The sequence below is a fragment of the Pseudomonas sp. B21_DOA genome, assembly GCA_030544685.1.
Classification (GTDB): Bacteria; Pseudomonadota; Gammaproteobacteria; order Pseudomonadales; family Pseudomonadaceae; genus Aquipseudomonas; species Aquipseudomonas fluorescens_AO.
This window is the reverse complement of record CP086683.1, coordinates 4,594,393-4,617,303: the sequence shown is the minus strand read 5'-3', so window position 1 is coordinate 4,617,303 and position 22,911 is coordinate 4,594,393. Positions and strand designations below refer to the sequence as shown.

The window sequence follows — 22,911 nt, the reverse complement described above, 5'->3', positions numbered from 1 at the left end:
TTCATCAAATCGCTCGGGTTTACCGGGGTTTAGCGACGGATATGGCACGAGAGTGTTAATAAAGGCCCGAAAAATAAAGGCTGCAGGGCAGGGTGTGCGCTATTGACTTCACTTTGCCTTTCGGATTGACTGGCTGCGCAACACGGTGGTGAACATAATAATTAACAGCTAAATAGGTGCATCATGTCGGTCCCTCTGCGTACCGTTCAACTCAACGAAGCCAACGCATTCCTTAAGAAATATCCTGAGGTTTTGTACGTCGACCTTCTGATTGCGGATATGAACGGTGTGGTGCGCGGTAAGCGCATCGAACGCACCAGTCTTCATAAGGTGTACGAAAAAGGCATCAACCTGCCGGCGTCGCTGTTCGCGCTGGACATCAACGGCTCGACGGTGGAAAGCACCGGTCTGGGCCTCGATATTGGCGATGCCGACCGCATCTGCTACCCGATCCCCGGCACCCTGAGCATCGAGCCGTGGCAAAAACGCCCGACCGCACAACTGCTGATGACCATGCACGAAATCGAAGGTCAGCCATTCTTCGCCGACCCGCGTGAAGTGCTGGCCAACGTTGTGCGCAAATTTGACGACCTCGGCCTGACCATCTGCGCGGCGTTCGAACTCGAGTTCTACCTGATCGACCAGGACAACGTGAATGGCCGTCCGCAGTCGCCGCGTTCACCGGTATCCGGCAAGCGTCCGGTGTCGACTCAGGTCTACCTGATCGACGATCTCGACGAATACGTCGACTGCCTGCAGGACATCCTCGAAGGCGCAAAAGAGCAGGGCATCCCTGCTGATGCGATCGTCAAGGAAAGCGCCCCGGCGCAGTTCGAAGTCAACCTGCATCACGTCTCCGACCCGATCAAGGCCTGCGATTACGCGGTGCTGCTCAAGCGTCTGGTGAAGAACATCGCCTACGACCACGAGATGGACACGACTTTCATGGCCAAGCCTTATCCGGGCCAGGCCGGCAACGGTTTGCACGTGCACATTTCGATTCTGGACAAAGAAGGCAACAACATCTTCGCCAGCGAGGATCCCGAGCAGAACGCCGCGCTGCGTCACGCGATCGGCGGTGTGCTCGAGACCCTGCCGGCGCAAATGGCGTTCCTCTGCCCGAACGTCAACTCGTATCGCCGCTTCGGCGCGCAGTTCTATGTCCCGAACTCGCCAAGCTGGGGTATCGACAACCGCACCGTGGCCGTGCGCGTGCCGACCGGTTCAGCGGACGCCGTGCGCATCGAGCACCGCGTTGCCGGTGCCGATGCCAACCCGTACCTGTTGATGGCGTCGGTGCTGGCCGGCATTCACCACGGTCTGACCAATCAGATCGAGCCGGGCGCACCGGTAGAAGGCAACAGCTACGAGCAGAACGAGCAGAGCCTGCCGAACAACCTGCGCGACGCCCTGCGCGAGCTCGACGACAGCGAAGTCATGGCGCGCTACATCGACCCGATGTACATCGACGTGTTTGTCGCGTGCAAGGAAAGCGAGCTGGCCGAGTTCGAGAACTCGATTTCTGATCTTGAGTACAACTGGTATCTGCATACGGTGTGATCACAGACACCACCGATCCAATGTGGGAGCGAGCCTGCTCGCGAATGCGGTATGTCATTCAGAATATTGTTGCCTGACACGACGCTTTCGCGAGCAGGCTCGCTCCCACAGGGATCGGGTTATCAATTTTGATGCGTGGGTGATCGCCCGCCGTCGCCCAATCTGCCCTTGTCGAGCTCAAAACAATGACCACCACCCGCAACGACTGGGAACAACGCTTCCAGTCTCTGTCCATCGAATCCCGCGCTTTCATCAACGGTGAGTACCGCCCGGCCATCAGCGGCGACACCTTCGAATGCCTGAGCCCGGTCGACGGCCGCTTTCTGGCCGCCGTCGCCAGCACCGATGAAGCCGACGCCAACCTCGCCGTCGAAGCCGCGCGCCAATCCTTCAACTCTGGTATCTGGGCGCAAAAGCCCCCGCCGAGCGCAAGCGCGTGCTGATCCGCTTCGCCGATCTGATCCTGCAACACCAGGAAGAACTGGCCCTGCTGGAGACCCTCGACATGGGCAAGCCGATCAGCGACTCGATGAGCATCGATATCCCGGCGGCCGCCAACGCGATCCGCTGGAGCGCCGAGGCCATCGACAAGATCTACGACGAAGTCGCTGCCACCCCGCACGACCAACTTGGTCTCGTCACCCGCGAGCCGTCCGGTGTGGTCGCCGCCATCGTGCCGTGGAATTTCCCGCTGATCATGGCCAGCTGGAAGTTCGCTCCAGCGCTGGCGGCGGGTAACTCGTTCATCCTCAAGCCTTCGGAAAAATCACCGCTGACCGCCATCCGCATCGCGCAACTGGCGCTGGAGGCGGGGATTCCGAAAGGCGTGTTCAACGTGCTGCCGGGCTACGGCCACACCGTCGGCAAGGCACTGGCGTTGCACATGGACGTCGATGTGCTGGCGTTCACCGGCTCCACGGCGATCGCCAAGCAGCTGATGATCTATGCCGGGCAGAGCAACATGAAGCGCGTCTGGCTCGAGGCCGGCGGCAAGAGCCCGAACGTGGTGTTCGCCGATGCACCGGACTTGCGCGCCGCAGCTCAGGCAGCAGCCAGTGCCATCGCCTTCAATCAGGGCGAAGTCTGCACTGCCGGCTCGCGTCTGCTGGTCGAGCGCTCGATCCGCGAGCAGTTCATCCCGCTGTTGGTGGAAGCGCTGCAAGCGTGGAAACCGGGGCACGCACTGGATCCGTCGACCACCGTCGGCGCCGTGGTCGACCAGCGTCAACTGGACAACGTGCTGCGATATATCAGCATTGGCCGCGAGCAGGGCGCCGAGTTGATTGTCGGCGGCCAACGCACCCTCGAAGAAACCGGCGGCCTCTACGTGCAGCCAGCGATTTTCGACGGCGTGACCAACGCGATGACCATTGCCAGGGAAGAAATCTTCGGCCCGGTGCTGTCGCTGATCACCTTCGACACTGCCGAAGAAGCCCTGCAGATCGCCAACGACAGCATCTTCGGCCTCGCCGCCGGGGTGTGGACCAGCAACCTCAGCAAGGCGCACACCTTCGCCCGCGGCCTGCGCGCCGGCAGCGTCTGGGTCAACCAGTACGACGGCGGCGACATGACCGCGCCGTTCGGTGGCTTCAAGCAATCGGGCAACGGCCGCGACAAATCGCTGCATGCGTTCGACAAGTACACCGAACTGAAAGCGACCTGGATCAAGCTCTGATTCTTTTACAGCGGCGGCCGCCCCTGGTTGGTGGCCCTCGGAGAAACCTATGAAACAGCAACACGTAAACAGCTACTACGCGGCCACGCGCAACGAAGTCATCGATTTCCCGGTTCTCGAAGAAGCACTGGACTGCGACGTCTGCATCATCGGCGCCGGCTACACCGGTCTATCCTCGGCGCTCTTCCTCAGCGAAGCCGGCTACAAAGTCACCGTACTGGAAGCGGCGAAAGTCGGCTACGGCGCCAGCGGTCGCAATGGCGGTCAACTGGTCAATTCTTATAGCCGCGACGTTGATGTCATCGAAGAGCGCTACGGCGACAAGACTGCAGAAATCCTCGGCAGCATGATCTTCGAAGGCGCCGATATCATTCGTTCGCGCATCAAGGATTACGAAATCAAATGCGACTACCGCCCGGGCGGCATCTTCGCAGCGATGAACAAGAAACAACTCAATGGTCTGGCCGAGCAGAAGCGCAACTGGGAACGCTACGGCAACCGCAATCTGAAAATGCTCGATGCAGCGGACATTCGTCGTGAAGTGGGTTCCGACGCCTACGTTGGCGGTTTGCTGGACATGCAGGGCGGCCACGTTCATCCGTTGAATCTGGCGCTAGGGAGGCCGCTGCCATCGTGCGCTTGGGCGGCAAGATCTACGAGCAATCGGCGGCGGTGGACATCATCTACGGCGAGCCGATCACCGTGCGCACCGCTAAAGGTCTGGTCCGTGCCAAATACCTGTTGATCGCTGGCAACGCTTATCTGCCACAAGGTCTCGACAACCGTGTCACCGCGAAAAGCATGCCGTGTGGCTCGCAGATCGTCGTCACCGAACCGCTGACCGAACAGCAGGCACGCAGCCTGATCCCGAATAATTACTGCGTCGAGGACTGCAACTATTTGCTGGATTACTACCGCCTCACTGCCGACAACCGCCTGCTTTACGGCGGCGGTGTGGTCTACGGCGCGCGGGAACCGGACGATATCGAACAACTGATCCGGCCGAAGATCCTCAAGACCTTTCCGCAGCTCAAGGACGTGAAGATCGACTACCGCTGGACCGGCAATTTCCTGCTGACCATGTCGCGCATGCCGCAGTTCGGCCGTATCGAAAAGAACGCCTACTACATGCAGGGCTACAGCGGCCACGGCGTCACTTGCTCGCACCTGGCCGGCAAACTGATCTCGGAAATGATCCGCGGCGACGCCGAACGCTTCAACGCCTTCGCCTCGCTGCCGCACATGCCGATGCTCGGCGGCCGCACGTTCTCCGCACCGCTTACCGCTCTGGGTGCGGTCTACTACTCCCTGCGCGACCGTTTCGGCGTCTGATTGAGCTCACCGGCGGTGGTCCAAAAGACCCCGCCGGTTTTTCCCTAAACAGCACACAAAACCTGTGGGAGCTGGCTTGCCAGCGATTGCGGTCTTTCAGCAAAAGGGATGTTGAATGTGCCATCCAATCGCTGGCAAGCCAGCTCTCACAAGTTTTTTATTTGTCCGCAATAATCGCCAGCCAGCTCATTTCGATCACCATCCATCGAACCTGCTGAGCAACACCGGCAAACGTGATTTAATAGCCGCCTTTCACGGTTCCGGGACACGGGAGCAACGTGATCCGCGCCACCTGCGCGTCACCCGCCACCCACCCCCATCGCCCCTTTTACATAAGGCAGTCATGGATACGGGTTCTCGACTCAAACTAGTACGCGAAAGCTACAAACTCTCCCAGCGCGAGCTCGCCCGGCGTAGCGGCGTGACCAACGCGACCATCTCGCTGATCGAACAGAACCGCGTCAGCCCCTCCGTCAGCTCGCTGAAAAAGCTGCTCGAAGGCATACCGATGTCCCTGGCCGACTTCTTCACCTTCGACCAGCCGCCGCGCGAACACCAATACGTCTTCCGCGCCAACGAACAACCCGACCTCGGCCGCCACGGCCTGCGCCTGCTGCTCATCGGCGCCTCCGTCCCCAGCCGCCAGATGCGCCTGCTGCGCGAACAATACGCCCCTGGCGCCAGCTCCGGCGAAGAGCCGATCGTGCATGCCGAAGGCGAAGAATGCGGGCTGGTCACGCGCGGCACCGTGGAATTGACCGTGGACGGGCAGGTGAGTGTGTTGACTGCGGGGACGGGTATTACTTTCCGACGACGCTGCCGCATAAATTCCGGAATATTGGCGCGGATGAGGCTGAGATCATCAGTGCGAATACGCCGGCGAATTTTTGAAGGGCACGCGTTTCGCCTGGTTTGAATGAGGTGGATTTTTTAGCAGACCGCAGGCCGCACAGATGTTTTCCTGCGAAGTATTCAGATCTTGAAATTTCGCGATGTCTGCGGCTGATAACCACTCGTCCGACGCATCGCACGTTCGCCGCGCACCTGCTTCCAATGCTGTAACTCCACACGCAACGGAAGAGCCACCATGCTGAACCATAAAATTGCGGTGATTACCCTAGCGGCGTTGCTGTTCGGCAGCGCGCCGTATGCGCTAGCGGCTGGCGATACGTCGACCCCGAAGGCGAGCGACGGCGCCAGCCAGACTCGTGAACCGGCGTCTCCAGCCACCAATGCCGACCCGGATGCCGACTCGCTGCCCCAAGGTGGTGATGGTGGCAAAACCGACAATGGGCCGGTGCCTTCTGCTTCCAAACCCACTCCCGCGGGTCAACCGTCCGGTAGCAGTAGTGGGGGCAGCGGCGGTGGTTGATGGGTACGTCGTATTGGAGAGCCCGGTCTTTCAAACCGGGCTTTTTTCTGCGTATCAGAAATTGTTTTTCGATGACCCGATGTCTCTTCCGAGGTGTCGGGTCAGTTTATTTTTGCCGTTCGTCAGCCCCTCCGCATTTTCGCCGCACACCTGATTCCAATGCATACCTTACCCCCGCAAAGGAGCCGCCAACATGCGCCCAGTCAACCTCGCAGCACTGACGCTAGCCACTTTGGTATCCGCCACCTCGCTATACGCAACGGCCGCCAGCGACACCCCTGCACCCACCGCGAACGACGGCAACAGCCAGACCAACCCGAGTGCGCCGGAGGACATTCATTCCAATGGCGCCACCGTGCCCAAAGGCACACAGGGCAACACCACCAATAATGACGGCTCTACACCTTCGGGTTCCAAGCCCAGTGGTTCGAAGCAATCGAACGACAGCGGCACCAGCAGCGGTGCTGGTGAAGGCTGAGGCTGTTTGCACATGCAGCAAGCCCGGCAACAAGCCGGGCTCTCTATCAGGCAATGCTCGATAAACGAGGCTATTTAGCCTTCCAGTTCCCGCCGCTGTTTTCACAATCAATCTTCGCCTGTGCCAGATGCTCGCCGTCGTAGTAATACGTCGTGACTTTGGCATTGTCAGGCATGTTCAGCGGTTTGGCGCTTTTGTCTTTGCTGGTCGAGTGCGGGTTGGCCAAGGATTCCTGGGTGAGGCGGGCGGTGCAGGTGGCCTGGTAGTGGTCGTCGCAGCGTTCGACTTTCTTCTTGGTGGCGTTGAGGGTGTCTTTGGTTTCGTTGCTGCATGACCAGTTGATGGAATCCACGGGCATGCCTTCGTATTCGTAGCAGCTGTGGGTCTCCACCGCCGGCACCGAGGCGCTGGAGGAGCGGGTCTGCACGTCGCAGCCTTCAGCCATGACGCAGGTGGGGATGATGGCGAACGTGGCGATCAGGAGCAGCAGTCGGGTTTTCATCGGCAATTCCTCTCCAATGGCGCCGCGTCTGATCGGTGATTTGGCGCTTGTCTGGTTTCGAGGCGGCGAGGGCGGGCAAGGTTCAATCGGCTTTGCGCTGCGCGATCTTCGCGTACACTGCGCAACAATCAGAAACATTCAGCGCCCAAGGATTGGACCGTCGCCATGATTGAAATCGGCCGCCGCAACATAGCCCCCGCTTCACAGCGTCCGTTTCACGACATCTATCTTTTTCATATCGATCCGAGCAAACCGGATACGCCGTTCTGCTTTGAGCAGTCCATGGGCGGCGGGCATATGGAGCATGGCGGCGCGCGGTTTTTGGCTCGGGATGAGCTGGACGGTTGGTGTGGTGACTGGCGCGCGCACTTGCGCAAGGCCGATTGCGCGTGGGTCGCCGAGTTGATCGATGCAAATCCGCAGGCGGATCAGGCGACGCTGGTGTCGATGATTCTTCAGCACCATGCTCATCCGGCGAAACCTGTAGGGCGTCTGCGAGCGATCGGCAACTGGCTCAAACGCAACATTCACGTTGGCGGCCGCTATGGCCTTTGACACCACGGAGACTCCCATGGCCCAAACCCTCGAACGCGCCATCGCCATTGCCGCCACAGCCCACAGCGGGCAGGTGGACAAGGGCGGGGCGCCGTACATTTTGCATCCGCTGAAAGTCATGTTGCGCATGCACACGCTGGAAACGCGCATCGTCGCCGTGCTGCACGATGTGGTCGAGGATTGCGGGGTGAGTCTGGATGATTTGCGTGGCGAAGGTTTTAGCGAAGAGGTGCTGGCGGCGATTGCGGCGGTGACCAAAGCGCCGGGCGAGTCCTACGAGGATTTTGTCGACCGCGCCGCGCAAAACCCGATCGGGCGAGTGGTGAAGCTGGCGGATCTGGAAGAGAACAGCGATATCTCGCGGATTGCCTCGCCGAGTTGGGAGGATCTGGAGCGTATCGAAAAATACCGGCGGGCGATTGCACGCCTTCGCGCATAGGAATGCAAATCCCCCTGGAGCTGCCGAAGGCTGCGATCTGATCGTTCCCACGCTCTGCGTGGGAATGCAGCCGGGGACGCTCTGCGTCCCAAAAGATCGCAGCCTTCGGCAGCTCCTACCGGGGAATGGTGGTGTGTCAGTTGGATAGCCAGGAAGGCGAACTATGAAATCCGTTGTGTGCTTGTTGATTGCCGCCGCTTTCGGCGCGTTATTGCAGTTTGAAGGCATGCCTCACGGCTTGTTGTTGGGTTCGATTGCGGTTACTGCATTGTTTGCCGGCAAAACCGGCATCGCCCCGGCAACTCCCTATGGATTGGGCTACATCCAGGTCACGCTGGGCATCGCCACTGGCCTTATGTTCGAAGCATGGGACAGCGAAACAGCCTCGACAATGTTGCCCAGCCTTGGCGTGTTGCTGATCTGCCTGGCCGTTCAAATCGCACTCGCCGGCTGGTGGCTGACACGCGGTGCTGGCTGGAATCGCACCGATGCACTGCTGGCGGTGTATCCCGGCGCACTGGCCGCAGTGTTCGATTTGCTTGAATCGGAAAAGGCTTCGAGCAAAGTTATCATCGTGCACCTGATGCGGCTGCTGTTGATCACCGTGTTGGTGAGTTTGCTGATTCCCGGGCAAGCACCTGTGGCTGAAGTCGTCAGCGATCCGTTGACAACAGGCATGGCGCTGACCGCACTCGCTGCCATCGCGCTGAGCGTGTTGCTCGGGCGTTTGCTGCTGCTGATCGGCGTCCCTGCGCCGTTCATGCTTACCGCGATCATCATAACTGCGGTGTTCGTGAAGGCCGGATGGCTGCATGGCTTTCACCTGCCGGAGTGGAGTTTGAACCTCGCCGCACTGATTCTCGGCGTACGCATCGGCTCGCGATTTCAGGGCCTCGGCATCGCAGAGCTGGCGCGACATGGCCGCACCGCTTTGGTTTCCGTCGGGCTGATGATCGTCGTCGCGGCGGTGTTTGCTGAAGGGGCTGCGCGCTGGCTGGGCAGTGATCCGCTGTCGCTGTGGCTGGCATATATGCCGGGCGCGATCGAGACGATTGCCATTGTTGCGTTTGGTGGCGGGCTGAATGTGGTGTTTATCCTGACGCATCACTTGAGCCGGATGGTGCTGCTGCATTTTGCCCCGGCGTTGTTGGTGCAGGTCAGGCGGGTGCGCGAGGGGCTTGACCGTGCGCGGCTCCCTCGCCAGACAAGTGGGCTGGGCTCAGCGTAAGTGCGCCGAAAAGCCCTCCAGGCCCGGAGCAATCTCATCCTTCAACGTCAACGCCGGAATCTCGTACTCCCCATCATTCTGCTGCCGAAACCCGACCGGCCGGGCACTCCACAGCTCATCCAGCCGCAACCCCAGTTCAGCGGTGGTCTCGGCATACCGTGCCTCATCCATCCGACTGGTGCGATACACCACAAACGGCGGCACTACATCAAAGCCTGGGTAATACAGAATCCCGTGCTGAATCGGAAACAGCAAATCGTCCATCGGCCCGTTGATGCCGCGTGGGCTGTAGTGCGATTCCCAGCCGCCGGTTGTCACCACCAGCATCGCCCGTTTGCCCTTCATCTTGCCTTCGCCGTAGCGCTCGCCCCAGCGGCTGTCGGAGTGTTCGCCGACGCCATAGGCAAAGCCGTAGGCGTAGACGCGGTCGAACCAGCCTTTGAGGATCGCCGGCATGCTGAACCACCACATCGGGAATTGCAGGATCAGCGCGTCGGCCCAGAGCAGTTTCTCTTGCTCGCGGGCGATGTCGGCGGCTTGGGTGCCCTCGGCGTAGGCGCGTTTCGAGTCGAGGGAGGCGTGGAAGGGTTGCGATGGGTCGCGCTGCGGTGCGTCGTCGGCGTCGAGCACGGCTTTCCAATTCATCGCGTAGAGGTCAGAGACCTGCACGGTGTGGCCGGCGGCCTGCAGGCGCTGGACGGTGAAGTCGCGCAGCGAGCCGTTCAGCGAGGTCGATTCGGGGTGGGCGTAAACCAGCAATACATTCATGTCGCGTGCTCCTTGAGTGGATGACTGCAGGATCGTCGCTGGCCCGGTATATTGGAAATGAATGTCCGATATGTCTGGTATAGCCATGAATAATTTGAGACGCCTGGATATCAACCTCCTGCTGACCCTCGACGTGTTACTCGCCGAGCACAACGTCACCCGCGCGGCGCAGCGCCTGCATCTGTCGCAGCCGTCGGTGAGCGTGCACTTGGCCAGACTGCGCGAAATCTTCAACGATCCGCTGTTGCTGCCCGGCCCGCGAGGCATGCGCCCGACCGCTCGCGCCGATGCACTGCGCGAGCCGTTGCGTGAAGCGCTGGAGGCGTTGGAAAGGGCGGTGGCGCCAGCGGATGTGTTCGACCCGGCGCAGGCAACGCACAGTTGGAAAATCGCCGCGACCGATTACGGCGAATCCACCGTCGTGCTGCCAGCGCTCAGCCATTTGCGCGAACTGGCACCGGGCACGCGACTGGCGATCGTCGACCTGACGCCGGCGCAATTGGTCAAGCAAGCCGAGCAGGGCGTGTTCGATCTGGCTTTGCACATCAGCGAAGACGCGCCGCCGGAGTTACATCGACGACCATTGTTCACTGAGCGTTATGTGCTGGCCGGGCGCGTCGGCCACCCGCGATTGACCCAAGCGCCCAGCCGCGAGCAGTTCTGCGCGCTGGAACATGTGCTGGTGTCGCGGGAGGGCGGAGGCTTTTTGGCGCGACTGACAAGGCGCTGGCAGAAGTCGGATTGGCGCGGAAAGTGGTGTTGTCAGTGCCGCACTTTCTTATGGCGATGTCGGTGCTGGCGACCACCGATCTGGTGGCGATGCTGCCGTCACGCCTGGTGCGCGGCAATCCGGCGCTGCAAGTGGTCGATGCACCGCTGCGGGTGCCAGGCTATGAAATGGCGATGTTCTGGGCCGAGCGGGTGCACCGGGATCCGGCGCACAAATGGCTACGCGAGCAATTGCTGGCCTCGGTTTGATGCATGTTCAGGCGTGGCCCAAGGCAATCGCGAACGACACGACGATCATGCAGGCGAAGGCGAAGTTGAGATTCATGGGCTGTTCATCCTGAGCTTTTGAGAGTGGGGCCATTGTGAACAGGCGCAGCGCAAAGAAAAAATTTGCCGTGTTGATTCCAATGATCGAAAGCATTGATAGCCGCTGCGTTTGTATTTGCTCGAGACTTTCGCTAGTGTCGGCGAAACCTGCAACTACAAGCACAAACAGGCATAACCATGCACGACCACTCCATCGCCGAATTGCCGTCCCTGCGCCGGCAGAAAATCCTTTGCTTCTCGAACGTGACGGCAAGGTCATGGCCTCCGAGCTTAGCCAGCATTTCGCGGTATCCGAGGACACTATCCGCCGCGACCTTGCCGAACTGGACAGCGCCGGCTTGGTGCAGCGGGTGCATGGCGGCGCGCTGCCGCGACCGAAGGACTCCGGCAAGGATTACTTCACCCGCCTGGATGAGACCGACGAGATCAAGGTGCGCTTGGCGCAATTGGCGGCGCAGCACATCGAGGACGGGCAGATTGTGCTGTTCGATTCCGGCTCGACCACGTTGCAGGTGGCGCGCGCATTACCCGCCGACGTCCGCATTACCGCCGTGACCGCGTCACCGCTGACCGCGATTGCCTTGTCCGAGTACAAAGGCGTGAAAGTGATTCTGGCGGGTGGCCAATTGAATCCGCATTCGATGTCGGCGAGCGGTCAGGAAGCGTTGCGGCTGCTGGCGGGGATCAAGGCGGACTTGGCGATTACCGGGGTGTGCGCGATTCATCCCGAGGTCGGCATCAGCTCGCTGCATTTCGATGAAGTGCCGATCAAACAGGCGATGCTCGACAGTGCGACGCAGGTGATTGCAGTGACTACGGCGGACAAGCTGGGCGCGGTGGAGCCGTTTGTGGTGGCGCCGTGTACGCGCCTGCACAGGTTGATTACCGAGCGGCATCCGGGGTCGGGGAGTGTGGAGGATTATCGGCGGTTGGGGATTGTGGTGGAGCAGTTGCCGGATTGAAATTTTGTGGTGGGACTGATGGCCTCATCGCTGGCAAGCCAGCTCCCACAGTTTTTGCGGTGTACATGAATTTTGGGTACGCCACGGACACTGTGGGAGCTGGCTTGCCAGCGATAGGGCCAGTAAATTCAGCGCAACCGCTCAAGCATCTGGTAATACCACATCCCCGCCGCCAGCAGCGGATTGCCGAGCAGGTCGCCCATTGGCACGCGAATGTGCTGGCACGCGGCGAAGGTGTCGAACTGTTCCATTTGCCCAGTGATTGCCCGGCTCATGATTTCGCCCATGATGTGGGTGGTGGCGATGCCGTGTCCCGAGTAGCCCTGGCAGTACCAGACGTTGTCCGAGAGCTTGCCCAGTTGCGGTATGCGATTGATGACGATGCCCATCGCGCAACTCCACTGGTAATCGATCGGCACGCCTTTGAGCGCCGGGAACGTGCGCTCGATACACGGGCGCAGTTCCGCCGCGATGTCGCGCGAATCCTTGCCGCTGTAGTTGGCGCCGCCGAACAGCAAACGGCCGTCGGCGGTGAGCCGGTAGTAATCGAGGACGAAGCGGCAGTCGTACACGGCGAGGTCTTCGGGGTTGATCTGTTTCGCCAGATCGCCCAGCGGCGCGGTGGTGACGATGCCGCCCATGGCCGGGAATATCTTGCCCTTGAGCTGACCCGGTTCGAGCTTGTGATAGACATCGCCGGCGAGCATCACCTGACTGGCGTCGATCTGGCCGTGGGCGGTGCGCACGCCGGGGTTGTCGCCGTGAATGATCTCCAGCACTTCGCTGTTTTCAAAGATCAGCGTGCCCAGGCTTTCGGCTGCGCGTGCTTCGCCAATGCACAGGTTGAGCGGGTGCAGGTGCATGTTGCGGGTGTTCTTGATGGCGCCGTGGTAGAGCTCGCTTTGCAGCAGATCGCGGACCTGGCTGCGGTCGAGCAGGCTCACCTCATCGCCCAATCCGCGACGCACAGCTTCGTCGTAATCCTTGCGCAGATCGACCATGTGGCTCGGCTTATATGCCGCGTGCAAATGGCCGTGTTTGAGGTCGCACTGGATCGCATATTTTTCGACGCGCTGGCGGATGATTTCATGTCCGCGCCAGCGCAGGTGCCAGATGAAATCGTCCACGTCATCGCCCAGTTTCGCGCGCATCTGTTTGCGCATCGCACCGTCGCCGGAGAGGCTGCCGGTGACCTGCCCGCCATTGCGCCCGGTGGCGCCCCAGCCGATCTTGTGGCTTTCGACGATGGCGACTTTCAGGCCTTTTTCCGCGAGTTCGACGGCAGTCGCGACGCCAGTGAAACCGCCGCCGATGATCACCACATCGACCTTGTGCCGGCCTTGCAGGGTCGGGTAGTCGGTGTCCTGGTTGAGGGTGGCGGTGTAGTAGGAATTGCAGCGAATGGTCATGTCAGGGTCCACAAAAATTCCAGGTTCGAAGTGCATTCCCTGTGGGAGCGAGCCTGCTCGCGAAAGCGGTGTGTCAGTCACCCAAAATGTTGAATGTGATGACGCCTTCGCGAGCAGGCTCGCTCCCACAGGTTCGGTGTCGGATCGTTAAGCCTCGGTCAGATACCACCGCCAATCCTGCTCACCCACTTGCGCCATGAACTGCCGATACTCGGCACGCTTTACTGCCAGATACACCCCAAGGAAGTCCTGGCCCAACGCCTCCCGTGCCCACTGGGAGTTTTCCAGCGCCTGCAACGACGTCAGCCAATCGGTCGGCAGCAATTCCTTCGCCTGGGCATAACCATTGCCCTCGACCGGCGCACCCGGATCCAGCTCTTCGCGGATTCCGCGATGAATCCCGGCGAGGATCGCTGCCGCTGCCAGATAGGGGTTGGCGTCGGCGCCGCAGATGCGGTGTTCGATGTGTCGTGTCGGCGCCGGGCCGCCGGGTACGCGCAGGCTGACAGTGCGGTTGTCGACGCCCCAGGTCGGCGCCAGTGGTGCGTAGCTGTTGGCCTGGAAACGCCGGTAGGAGTTGGCGTTGGGGCAGAACAGCAGCAGCGAATCCAGCAGAGAGGCGAGCATGCCGCCGATCGCCGTGCGCAACAGCGGCGTGCCGGCCGGGTCTTCAGAAGCGAACAAGTTACGCCCCTCGGCGTCGGCGAGGCTGACGTGCATGTGCATGCCGGTGCCGGCCAGATCATCGAACGGCTTGGCCATGAACGTCGCCTGCATACCGTGCTTGTGCGCCACGCCTTTGACCAGACGTTTGTAGCGCACCGCCTGATCCATCGCCTCCAGCGCATCGCCGTGTTCAAGGGTGATTTCCACTTGCCCCGGGGCGTATTCGGAAATCGCCGTGCGCGCCGGAATGCCGTGCAGTTTGCAGGCGCTGTAGAGGTCGGCGAGGAACGGCTCGATCTGTTCCAGCTCGCGTAAACCGTAGACTTGCGTGTGTCGCGGTCGCCCGCCGTCGGCGTCCAGCGCCGGTTGCGGGCGGCCGTTGTGATCGCGTTTGGCGTCGAGCAGATAGAACTCCAGCTCGCAGGCCATGATCGGGTGATAACCTTCGGCCTTGAGCCCGTCGATCACCTTGATCAGCAGGTGCCGAGGGTCAGCGATGCTCGCCGGCATGCCCTCGCTCGGGTGCATGCTGACCTGCACCGCAGCGGTCGGAATCTGCCGCCACGGCAGGCGCACCAGACTGCCTTGCAGCGGATAGGCGCGGCAGTCGATGTCGCCCACATCCCAGACCAGTCCGGAGTTCTCGACGTCCTCGCCTTGTACGGTCAGGCCGAGGATGGTGCTCGGCAATGGCCGGCCGCTTTCGTACACGGCGAGCAGTTCTTCACGGTGCAACAGCTTGCCGCGCGGCACGCCGTTGGCGTCGAGGATGAACAACTCGATCATGTCGATATCAGGGTTCTGTTCGAGGAACAGGCGGGCGTCTTCGATGGCTGCGAATTTCATGGCAAATCACTCACGGTGGCGCCGCACAGGCGCGCAGATTCGGCCGGACACGACGCGCCAAAAAGGCGTAAGTGTCCCGGCAGGGATATCAGGAAAAGGAAAATTGACTGTCGCGGCTATCAAGCTCGCGATCAGGCAGGAGCGGCGATATCCGGCGGGCGTGCGGAGTGACGCAGCTTGGAACGGCGCAGGGCCATGGGCAGATTGACGATGCGGTTCATACGCAGCCCCTGTTGCAGTGGGCGCGTACGGCAGAGACGTGCAACCTTTGCGGTTGTTGTGGTGACGTACTCATAACGCGTGTTTCCGTTGGCGGAAAGCGTCGGCAGCAGGGCGAACCCGGCGACCGGTGTGCCCGGATAGTAAGGGGGAATTTGCGCGCGTGTAAACGGAAGATTAGTCGGTGGCGCTTTCCGGCGTTTGGGCTGATTGACCGAGTTGCCTTTTTCGCGAGCAGGCCCGCTCCCACAGGAGAATGCATTTCAACTGTGGGAGCGAGCCTGCTCGCGAATGGCCGCACCTCGGTTCAGAGTGAACACGCCGGGCCCGCTTCAGCGCAGTACGTAATCGTCCGGTTCCGCTGCGGGCGGCAATGGCGAGACGCCCAGTTCGTACAGCACGTCGCGCTCCAGGGTGCGCACGAGTGCATCGGTCGGCAGATCGTTTTCATCTCGGCCGAACGGGTCTTCGAGTTCATCGGCAATCGCGTCGAGGCCGAAAAACGTGTAGCTGACAATTGCCGTGAACAGCGGTGTCAGCCAGCCGAGGGATTCGGCCATGGCGAACGGCAGCAGAATGCAGAACAGGTAAATCGTGCGGTGCAACAGCAAGGTGTACGGGAAGGGCAGCGGCGTGGTCTTGATGCGGTCGCAGACGGCCTGCGCCTGGGTCAGGCTGGTTAGGTGACTGGCCAGCAATTGATAGCGCCACGCCGAGATCACACCGCTCGCTTCCAGTTCCGAACACTGGCGCCCGACTTGATGCAGAACCTGTCCGCAGTGGTCCGGAGCCCCGGTGTCGATGGGCGGGCTTAGCCAGTCGGCGCTGGCGCGCGCTTCGTTTTCGCCACGTAGCCGTGCGTTCAATGCGTGGGCGAAACCGCAGAGATTGCGCAACAGCGGCGCACGCAGGCTGATCTCAGCGATGCCCTGGGTTTCGCGCATCACCGAACGCACCCGCACCAGTACTTCGCCCCAGGCCTTGCGCGCCTCGTACCAGCGGTCATAACAGGCATTGTTGCGAAAGCTCATGAAGATCGACAGCGACAGGCCGAGCAGGGTGAACGGTGTGGCGTTGACCTTGGCAAAGTAACTCGGCTCGAGGATTTCGATCAACACGATCACTGCAGCCAGCAGCGTGACCATCAAAGTGCGCAGAGCGATGCGTTTGGCGATCGAGCCTTTGAGGGTGAACAGCACGGCGAACTGATTGGGTTTCGGTCTGACGATCATCTCGCGGTCCGCGTCTGGGGCTGGTCAGCCGCCGGTCATGTTCATGAAACGCACCACTTGCACGTCGTCGTTGACTTCGAAGTTGTGTCGATACGGTTTGAGTTTCATCGCCTCGATGATCGCGTTCTCCAGACGTTCCGGATGGCCCGGATGGGCGCGTAACACGGCTTTGAGATCCATCGAGTGCTCGTTGCCCAGACACAGCAGCAGGCGACCTTCGACGGTCAGGCGCACGCGATTGCAGGTGCCGCAGAAGTTGTGGCTGTGCGGCGAAATGAAGCCCAGGCGAACGTTCGGTGCTTCGGCCACGCGCCAGTAGCGCGACGGCCCTTGCGTCGATTCGGTCGAGTCGATCAGGGTAAAACGTTCGGCGATGCGCTCGCGTACTTGCGCGCTGGAGTAGAAGGACTCAGCGCGGCTGTGTTCAGCAATCGCGCCCAGCGGCATCTCTTCGATGAAGGAAATATCCAGATCACGCTCGATGGCGAAACTGACCAGATTGTTGATCTCGTGGTCGTTGCGCCCTTGCATCACCACGCAATTGAGTTTGGTGCGGGTGAACCCGGCGGCGCGAGCGGCATCGATGCCCTCGATGACCTGCGCCAGATCGCCGGTGCGGGTCAGCTCTTTGAAGCGCTGCGGATCGAGGCTGTCGAGGCTGATGTTGAGGCGCTTGACCCCGGCGTCGAACAGCGGCTTGGCCAGCCGGCCCAATTGCGAGCCGTTGGTGGTCAGGCACAGTTCGCGCAGGCCGGGCAGGACGGCTATCTGTTCGCAGAGTTGCACGACACCGGGGCGGATCAGCGGCTCGCCACCGGTCAGGCGGATCTTGCGCGTGCCGAGGGCGACGAAGCTTTGCGCCACCTGAAACAGTTCTTCGAGGGTGAGGATCTGCTGGCGCGGCAGAAACTGCATGTCCTCGGCCATGCAATACACGCAGCGGAAATCGCAGCGGTCGGTGACCGACAGGCGCAGGTAATCCACGCGGCGGTTGTGACCATCGATCAATTCACGCTGTGTCATGGGCTCGCCTCGTGGATGTGGAACGCCGTCAGCGGGCGTAGACCGCGCAGGGTAGGCTGCGCTCGCCACGCCGTCCAATCACTCTGGCTGACCGAGTGATTGACGGCGTCGATGATGCCTTACGGTGCGCCAAACATTGCCGTCCAGTAAATACCGGCGTTGCTTTTCGGATCGGTCGCATAGGCGGCGCCCAGTTCCTGGTATTGCGGGTTCATCAGATTGGCGCAATGCCCGGGGCTGGCGAGCCAGCCGTCAACGACCTTGCCGACGGTGTCTTGCCCGGCAGCGATGTTTTCACCGACCAGTTGGCCGCTATAGCCGGACAGCTCGGCACGGTCGCCGGGCGTGCGGCCATCGCGGTCCTTGTGGTCGAGATAATTGTTGTTGGCCATGTCGCGGCTGTGATCCTGAGCGACAGTGCCCAGCGTGGCGTTCCATGCCAGCGGGGCTGCCGCCGCGAAGGACTGGCCGCCGCACCGACGGGCCTGACTGCGGGCGGTATTGAGTTGCGCCAGCAGCTTTTGCCCTTCGCTTTGCGCATCGCCGAGTTTCGCCGTCAGCAACGGCCGCGCGAGGACGATGCGCCAGTCGCGGTCAACGCGGTTGACGCCGATATCGACAAACTGCGGGTCGAGCACCACCTGACAGAAGCTTTCCTGAATCGCCTTCATTGCTGACGCCGCATCGCGCGGGCCGTTGAGGGTGATCGCCTGCACGTTGACCATCGGGTACTGGGCGCTGGTCATGGCCTGCTGCAGATCGACCGCGCCGCTGGCCGGCAGTCGCAGCCGTGGATCGGCCGACAGCGGTGGCAACTCGTTCGATGCCTGCGTGCCGCAACGCTGCGGCTGGCTGCGATAGCTGTTGATCGACTCGATCAATTGCAGTTCATCGCCGGCCAGCGCCGAGGTGGCGAACACCACACCCAGCGACAATGCGGCACAACGCAAAACGGACGGCATGAAGCGCATGGAAATCTCCCTTGAGCTGAATGCGCCCATGATGCGCGAAAGGCCTGCGATGAGTGAATGTCTTTTTCTTTTCAGCGGATTTTTTATCCGCTGGTGCGCCCGCACATTTGCTCGCTACACTCTGCGAAGACCCCGCAAACCGGGCGTCTCCCCGACGTAACACTCTGCCCATCACGGGCGCTGACGGAAGAACCGACATGGGATCGAAAGGCTTGGCGGGCGGTTTGTTGTGTATCGTTTTGACCGGTGCGGCATGGGCCGGCGCGCAGCCTCCGATCGAGGCCAAAGCTGAACAGAAAGCCGAGGTACTCGAGGAGAAAGCGGCGGATAAAGTCAGCGCTGCGCCGGCGCCGAAATCCGAAGCCATCACTCCCACCGAAGCGCAAGCGGTGGACCCGGCAGGCGCCGCGCCGCTGGACGATCCGCTGACCTGTCTGGCGCGCAGTATCTATTGGGAAGCCAAGGGCAAGGACACCCCGGAAATGGAAGCCGTCGCCAGCGTGGTGATGAATCGCCTCGGCCACGATGGCTTTCCCGACACGGTGTGCGCGGTGGTCAAGCAAGGCTCGGAAACCGGCAACTGCCAGTTTTCCTGGTGGTGCGACGGCAAGCCCGATCAGGTCAAGGAGGATGCCGAATACGCGCTGGCCAAGGAAATCGCTGGCAAGGCGTTGAACCGTCAACTCAAGGATCGCACGCGCGGCGCCCTGTATTTTCACGATCGCGGCGTGCACCCGAGCTGGGCCAAGGCCTATCGCAACACCGCGCAGACCGGCAGGTTCCTGTTCTACAAACCCGCCGGCGGCGATGCGCGTTAACTGGCGTGGGTATTGAGAATGCTCGCCACCTGCTGCGGCTGGCAGTTCAGGTACGGTGACTTTTGCAGCCAGCGCTGATCCGGGTACCAGGAAAACATGAACTGGCCGTTCTTCAGGCGATCGATCACCTGTTTGGCAATCTGCGGCCGCACGGCGGGGCAACCCTGACTGCGGCCGATACGGCCCTGACGCTTGCTCCACAGCGGGTTCACGTAACTGGCGGCATGAATCACGATCGCGCGATCACGGGCCAGATCATTGAAACCCGGTTCCAGACCGTCCATGCGCAGCGAATAGCCGTGAGTACCTTCGTAGCTTTCCTGAGTGCGGAACAGGCCGAGACTTGACTGATAACTGCCTTCGCGATTGGAAAACTGCGTGGCGAAATTCTCACCGGAGTTGGAGCCGTGGGCGACCAGATCGCGCAGCACCAGCTTCTTTTTATTCAGATCGAAAATCCACAGGCGGCGCTCGGTGGACGGTTGCGAATAATCGATGATCGCCAGATGCCGCGAGGGTTTCGCGCCGTTGTTGACCGCGCATTGCATGGCGTTCAATGCACCTTTGAGCGCCTGGGGATTGAGTTCCGGCGCGGCGTGGGCGAGGCTGTTGTAGAGAACCGGCGATGGCTTGCCGGCGGCAAATACTGGACTGGTCACGGCGACAAGGGTCGCGGTGCTCAACAGAAGTCGGCGCAAAAACGTCAACATTTTATAAAGTGTCCTCAACTTGCTACATAAACGGCACTTTGGCTCCTGACTCCCAGTCAATACCCGCAGGCTCGCGGTTCGAGCCTGACTGTTCAGCGCACCTGATGTAAGGTTGGCCGTCATCTGGACGGCCATGGATTGGAGTAAAGCAGTTGTTCAAAAAGTACGCATGCTACTTGAGCATTTGTTTGCTCGCTGCGCCGTTTGTCGCTTGCGCCGATGAGCCGCTGCCCCCGCTCGAAACCCTGCCGACACCGGCGACGCAACTGCCGGTGAAACCCCGCAGCCCGTTGCAAGCGGTGTTGATCAGTCTCGCGCAGTCGTGCCCGGCGATTGCCGCGCGCCTCAACGCCCCGGCCTTGAGCCAATTGCAGGCGTTCTATGAACAGCAGGACTGGATGCCGGTATGGGCAGGGAGCCGGCACGCTTGCCGGCGTTGCGTGCGCAATTGCAGCTGTTGGCCGATGATGGCTTGAATCCCAATCGCTACGCCGTCGCAACAACGCCGCCGCAGGATGGTGAGCTGTGCGCCGACATCGACATCAGCCGCAACTATCTGCAGGCCTTGCAGGATCTGCATTACGGTCGTCTGTTGCAATCGCATTTCGAACCGCTGTGGCATGTCGACGGTCCGCAGACCGACCGTCAGGCGCAATTGCTCAGCATTGCCGTGCCGGGCATGAACGACATTCCTGCGGCGTTCGATCTGGCGCGTCCGCATCTGCCGCAGTATCAAAGTCTGCGCCAGCTTTATGCTGCGCAACGCTTGCAAGCCTTGCCGCAATGGCAGCCGGTGGGCAACGGCCCGTTGCTGCGTCCGGCGATGGAAGACCCGCGCGTGCCGGAACTGGCCCGACGACTCTACAACGAAGGCTATCTGGCCCACGCGCTGGTGCCGCCGGAAAATGCTTACGATGACGTGTTGGTGGAGGCAGTGAAGCATTTTCAGGCCACTCATTCGTTACAGGCTGACGGTGTGGTCGGGCCGGGCACCATTGCCGAACTGAACATCAGCCCGCTGACCCGCCGCGATCAGTTGCGCGTCAATCTCGAACGTTTCCGCTGGATGGCTCAGGACATGGAGCCCAGCGGGCTGGTGGTGAATGTCGCGGCCGCTGAGCTGACGCTGTATCAGGGCGGTCAACCGGTGTGGCAGACCCGCACCCAGGTCGGCCGCGCCGAGCGCCAGACCCCACTGCTCAAATCCCGCGTCACCCGCCTGACACTGAACCCGACCTGGACCGTGCCGCCGACCATCTGGAAAGAAGACAAGCTGCCGGAAATCCGCAAGGACCAGACCTTCCTCAGCCGCCAGAACCTGCAAGTGCTCGACGCCAACGGCCAGCCTCTGGCGGCTGCGGACATCGACTGGGACAACCCGGGCAATATCCTCCTGCGCCAGGACGCCGGCCCACGCAATCCGCTGGGGCAGATGGTCATTCGATTCCCCAACCCGTTCTCGGTGTACCTGCACGACACGCCGAGCAAAGCGCTGTTCGACAAAGGGCCGCGAGCGTTCAGCTCCGGTTGCGTGCGCGTCGAGCATCCGCTGCAACTGCGCGACCTGCTGCTGTCCCCGCGGAAAAGACCCGCACCGATACGTTGCTGGCAAGCGGTACGACTCATGAATTTCGCTTGTCGGCGCCGGTGCCGATCCTGATGACCTACTGGACGGCGCAAGTCGACAGTACCGGCCATGTACGCTACGCGCCAGACATCTACAGTCGCGACAGCGCATTGCTGGTGGGGCTGGATCGGGCGCATTGACGTTGTATGGAGCGATACATCAGCAATGATGCTGCCCGACCTGACGCTTCGCGAGCAAGCCCGCTCCACAGGGGATCTGTGGTGTTGGAAGATTTTGCGTCTGCCGCCAGTTGAATGTGGGAGTGGGCTTGCTCACGAAGGCGGCGGTACGGTCAGCAGCGATGTTGCCCGACCTGACGCTTTCGCGAGCAAGCCCGCTCCCACAGGGGATTGATGGTGTTGGAAGATTTTGCGCCTGTCGCCGGTCGAATGTGGGAGTGGGCTTGCTCACGAAGGCGGCGGTAGGGTCAGCAGTGATGTTGCCTGACCTGACGCTTTCGCGAGCAAGCCCGCTCCCACAGGGGGATTGATGGTGTTGGAAGATTTTGCGCCTGTCGCCAGTTGAGTGTGGGAGTGGGCTTGCTCACGAAGGCGGCGGTAGGGTCAGCAGTGATGTTGCCTGACCTGACGCCTTCGCGAGCAAGCCCGCTCCCAAAGGGATCTGTGGTGTTGGAAGATTTTGCGCCTGTCGCCAGTTGAATGTGGGAGTGGGTTTGCTCACGAAGGCGGCGGTACGGTCAGCAGTGATGCTGCCTGACCTGACGCTTTCGCGAGCAAGCCCGCTCCCACAGGGGATTGATGGTGTTGGAAGATTTTGCGTCTGCGCCAATTGAATGTGGGAGTGGGCTTGCTCACGAAGGCGGCGGTAGGGTTCGGCTGACCCAAATTGCATCCCAGAGTGAGTAATCATCAAGCTTTTGCACCAGACCCGCGCGTAGCGGGTTGGCCACTACATATCTGGCCATTTGCACCAGACTCTCTTCTTGCCGTAGCGCACGATCATGAAAACCCTGCTGCCACAGGCTACCTGTTCGACCGCTCGCCACATTGATGGCTCTGGTGCTCAGGGACTTCGTCTGGCACATCAGTTGTCCCAGTGTTCCATTTTGCAACTGGACCAACCAGTGGAAATGATCCGGCATGACCACCCAGGCCAACGTATCGGCCAAACCTTCTGTTTGCGCTCGCTGGAACTGGTTAGCTACTAATCTGCCGAGATCGTGATTCTTGAAAACCGGCTCGCGATGCAAGGTGTTGGCCGTGAGCAGGTAAATGCGGTTCTGTTCGCAAAAGCGGCCGATTCTGAGACGGTGAGACGAATATCGTTCGGGCATTCCTTTGCCTTGTTCATGATTGATTGGAGTGAAAGGCTAGCCGAGCTGGAAGAGCCGGATGTGATGATTGTTGGCAGGATGTGTCTGCGCATCAGACTCCTGCTGAGGGGATTAAGCAGCGATGTTGCCCGACCTGACGCTTTCGCGAGCAAGCCCGCTCCCACAGGGG

General features: G+C 61.0%; 17 protein-coding genes and 6 pseudogenes. 13 read left to right on the top strand and 10 right to left on the bottom strand.

Annotation, left to right across the window (positions count from 1 at the left end):
• Positions 1–183 precede the first annotated feature (183 nt).
• The 6 genes and pseudogenes from LJU32_21290 to LJU32_21265 all read left to right on the top strand — a co-directional run bounded on the left by LJU32_21290 (position 184) and on the right by LJU32_21265 (position 6,417).
• The gene (locus LJU32_21290; GenBank protein ID WKV88062.1) at positions 184–1,560 is read left to right on the top strand and encodes a glutamine synthetase family protein; all 1,377 of its coding nucleotides are present in this window, start codon (positions 184–186) and stop codon (positions 1,558–1,560) included.
• Positions 1,561–1,745: 185 nt separating this feature from the next.
• Positions 1,746–3,235 (top strand): annotated as a pseudogene (locus tag LJU32_21285) (aldehyde dehydrogenase).
• A 49-nt stretch (positions 3,236–3,284) separates the two neighbouring features.
• Positions 3,285–4,567 (top strand): annotated as a pseudogene (locus LJU32_21280) (FAD-binding oxidoreductase).
• 343 nt (positions 4,568–4,910) lie between these two features.
• Positions 4,911–5,458 (top strand): annotated as a pseudogene (locus tag LJU32_21275) (cupin domain-containing protein).
• A gap of 196 nt (positions 5,459–5,654) precedes the next feature.
• Entirely contained in the window at positions 5,655–5,939 is a 285-nt protein-coding gene (locus LJU32_21270; protein ID WKV88061.1) for a hypothetical protein, read from the top strand.
• 193 nt (positions 5,940–6,132) lie between these two features.
• A complete protein-coding gene (locus tag LJU32_21265) occupies positions 6,133–6,417 on the top strand; it encodes a hypothetical protein (GenBank protein WKV88060.1) in 285 nt (94 codons plus the stop codon).
• A 70-nt stretch (positions 6,418–6,487) separates the two neighbouring features.
• Here LJU32_21265 and LJU32_21260 read toward each other — a convergent pair whose 3' ends face one another.
• On the bottom strand, positions 6,488–6,919 hold the full coding sequence (locus LJU32_21260) for a hypothetical protein (GenBank protein WKV88059.1): 432 nt from the start codon (positions 6,917–6,919) through the stop codon (positions 6,488–6,490).
• Positions 6,920–7,084: 165 nt separating this feature from the next.
• On the opposite strand from LJU32_21260, the gene LJU32_21255 reads away from it, so the two are divergent.
• From LJU32_21255 to LJU32_21245, 3 genes are all read left to right on the top strand, one after another.
• A complete protein-coding gene (locus LJU32_21255) occupies positions 7,085–7,474 on the top strand; it encodes a hypothetical protein (GenBank protein ID WKV88058.1) in 390 nt (129 codons plus the stop codon).
• Positions 7,475–7,490: 16 nt separating this feature from the next.
• Positions 7,491–7,913: an HD domain-containing protein gene (locus LJU32_21250; protein WKV88057.1), complete on the top strand. Its 423-nt coding sequence runs from the start codon at positions 7,491–7,493 to the stop codon at positions 7,911–7,913.
• Positions 7,914–8,076: 163 nt separating this feature from the next.
• Positions 8,077–9,141 (top strand): AbrB family transcriptional regulator, encoded by a 1,065-nt coding sequence (locus LJU32_21245; GenBank protein ID WKV88056.1) that lies wholly within the window; start codon positions 8,077–8,079, stop codon positions 9,139–9,141.
• Here LJU32_21245 and LJU32_21240 read toward each other — a convergent pair.
• Entirely contained in the window at positions 9,133–9,909 is a 777-nt protein-coding gene (locus LJU32_21240; GenBank protein ID WKV88055.1) for an NAD(P)H-dependent oxidoreductase, read from the bottom strand. The two genes, LJU32_21245 and LJU32_21240, sit on opposite strands and share 9 nt — an antisense overlap.
• Before the next feature lie 85 nt (positions 9,910–9,994).
• On the opposite strand from LJU32_21240, the pseudogene LJU32_21235 reads away from it, so the two are divergent.
• A pseudogene (locus LJU32_21235) lies at positions 9,995–10,887 on the top strand (LysR family transcriptional regulator).
• Positions 10,888–10,894: 7 nt separating this feature from the next.
• Here the strand turns inward: LJU32_21235 and LJU32_21230 are convergent.
• On the bottom strand, positions 10,895–11,059 hold the full coding sequence (locus LJU32_21230; protein WKV88054.1) for a hypothetical protein: 165 nt from the start codon (positions 11,057–11,059) through the stop codon (positions 10,895–10,897).
• Positions 11,060–11,142: 83 nt separating this feature from the next.
• On the opposite strand from LJU32_21230, the pseudogene LJU32_21225 reads away from it, so the two are divergent.
• A pseudogene (locus LJU32_21225) lies at positions 11,143–11,927 on the top strand (DeoR/GlpR family DNA-binding transcription regulator).
• A 128-nt stretch (positions 11,928–12,055) separates the two neighbouring features.
• Here the strand turns inward: LJU32_21225 and LJU32_21220 are convergent.
• The 5 genes from LJU32_21220 to LJU32_21200 all read right to left on the bottom strand — a co-directional run bounded on the left by LJU32_21220 (position 12,056) and on the right by LJU32_21200 (position 18,293).
• A complete protein-coding gene (locus LJU32_21220; protein WKV88053.1) occupies positions 12,056–13,336 on the bottom strand; it encodes an FAD-binding oxidoreductase in 1,281 nt (426 codons plus the stop codon).
• 147 nt (positions 13,337–13,483) lie between these two features.
• A complete protein-coding gene (locus tag LJU32_21215; protein ID WKV88052.1) occupies positions 13,484–14,848 on the bottom strand; it encodes a glutamine synthetase family protein in 1,365 nt (454 codons plus the stop codon).
• Positions 14,849–15,399: 551 nt separating this feature from the next.
• Positions 15,400–16,299 (bottom strand): bestrophin family protein, encoded by a 900-nt coding sequence (locus LJU32_21210; protein WKV88051.1) that lies wholly within the window; start codon positions 16,297–16,299, stop codon positions 15,400–15,402.
• Positions 16,300–16,323: 24 nt separating this feature from the next.
• Positions 16,324–17,322: a GTP 3',8-cyclase MoaA gene (moaA, locus tag LJU32_21205; GenBank protein WKV88050.1), complete on the bottom strand. Its 999-nt coding sequence runs from the start codon at positions 17,320–17,322 to the stop codon at positions 16,324–16,326.
• Positions 17,323–17,441: 119 nt separating this feature from the next.
• Positions 17,442–18,293: a CAP domain-containing protein gene (locus tag LJU32_21200; protein ID WKV88049.1), complete on the bottom strand. Its 852-nt coding sequence runs from the start codon at positions 18,291–18,293 to the stop codon at positions 17,442–17,444.
• 197 nt (positions 18,294–18,490) lie between these two features.
• Here LJU32_21200 and LJU32_21195 point away from each other — a divergent pair, with 197 nt between their 5' ends.
• Positions 18,491–19,111, top strand: coding sequence for a cell wall hydrolase (locus LJU32_21195; protein ID WKV88048.1), 621 nt, complete (start codon positions 18,491–18,493; stop codon positions 19,109–19,111).
• Here the strand turns inward: LJU32_21195 and LJU32_21190 are convergent.
• Entirely contained in the window at positions 19,108–19,821 is a 714-nt protein-coding gene (locus tag LJU32_21190) for a murein L,D-transpeptidase catalytic domain family protein (protein WKV88047.1), read from the bottom strand. The genes LJU32_21195 and LJU32_21190 overlap by 4 nt on opposite strands.
• 152 nt (positions 19,822–19,973) lie before the next feature.
• Between LJU32_21190 and LJU32_21185 the strand changes: the two are divergent.
• Positions 19,974–21,588, top strand: a pseudogene (locus LJU32_21185) (L,D-transpeptidase family protein).
• A gap of 671 nt (positions 21,589–22,259) precedes the next feature.
• Here the strand turns inward: LJU32_21185 and LJU32_21180 are convergent.
• Positions 22,260–22,742, bottom strand: a complete 483-nt coding sequence (locus LJU32_21180; protein WKV88046.1) for a transposase — start codon at positions 22,740–22,742, stop codon at positions 22,260–22,262.
• Positions 22,743–22,911: the final 169 nt, after the last annotated feature.

Excerpts from the sequence above, each read along its gene's own strand:
- LJU32_21290 (WKV88062.1), top strand. The coding sequence starts at position 184 with ATGTCGGTCCCTCTGCGTACCGTTCAACTCAACGAAGCCAACGCATTC.
- LJU32_21270 (WKV88061.1), top strand. The coding sequence starts at position 5,655 with ATGCTGAACCATAAAATTGCGGTGATTACCCTAGCGGCGTTGCTGTTC.
- LJU32_21265 (WKV88060.1), top strand. The coding sequence starts at position 6,133 with ATGCGCCCAGTCAACCTCGCAGCACTGACGCTAGCCACTTTGGTATCC.
- LJU32_21260 (WKV88059.1), bottom strand. The coding sequence starts at position 6,919 with ATGAAAACCCGACTGCTGCTCCTGATCGCCACGTTCGCCATCATCCCC.
- LJU32_21255 (WKV88058.1), top strand. The coding sequence starts at position 7,085 with ATGATTGAAATCGGCCGCCGCAACATAGCCCCCGCTTCACAGCGTCCG.
- LJU32_21250 (WKV88057.1), top strand. The coding sequence starts at position 7,491 with ATGGCCCAAACCCTCGAACGCGCCATCGCCATTGCCGCCACAGCCCAC.
- LJU32_21245 (WKV88056.1), top strand. The coding sequence starts at position 8,077 with ATGAAATCCGTTGTGTGCTTGTTGATTGCCGCCGCTTTCGGCGCGTTA.
- LJU32_21240 (WKV88055.1), bottom strand. The coding sequence starts at position 9,909 with ATGAATGTATTGCTGGTTTACGCCCACCCCGAATCGACCTCGCTGAAC.
- LJU32_21230 (WKV88054.1), bottom strand. The coding sequence starts at position 11,059 with ATGCTTTCGATCATTGGAATCAACACGGCAAATTTTTTCTTTGCGCTG.
- LJU32_21220 (WKV88053.1), bottom strand. The coding sequence starts at position 13,336 with ATGACCATTCGCTGCAATTCCTACTACACCGCCACCCTCAACCAGGAC.
- LJU32_21215 (WKV88052.1), bottom strand. The coding sequence starts at position 14,848 with ATGAAATTCGCAGCCATCGAAGACGCCCGCCTGTTCCTCGAACAGAAC.
- LJU32_21210 (WKV88051.1), bottom strand. The coding sequence starts at position 16,299 with ATGATCGTCAGACCGAAACCCAATCAGTTCGCCGTGCTGTTCACCCTC.
- moaA (WKV88050.1), bottom strand. The coding sequence starts at position 17,322 with ATGACACAGCGTGAATTGATCGATGGTCACAACCGCCGCGTGGATTAC.
- LJU32_21200 (WKV88049.1), bottom strand. The coding sequence starts at position 18,293 with ATGCGCTTCATGCCGTCCGTTTTGCGTTGTGCCGCATTGTCGCTGGGT.
- LJU32_21195 (WKV88048.1), top strand. The coding sequence starts at position 18,491 with ATGGGATCGAAAGGCTTGGCGGGCGGTTTGTTGTGTATCGTTTTGACC.
- LJU32_21190 (WKV88047.1), bottom strand. The coding sequence starts at position 19,821 with ATGTTGACGTTTTTGCGCCGACTTCTGTTGAGCACCGCGACCCTTGTC.
- LJU32_21180 (WKV88046.1), bottom strand. The coding sequence starts at position 22,742 with ATGCCCGAACGATATTCGTCTCACCGTCTCAGAATCGGCCGCTTTTGC.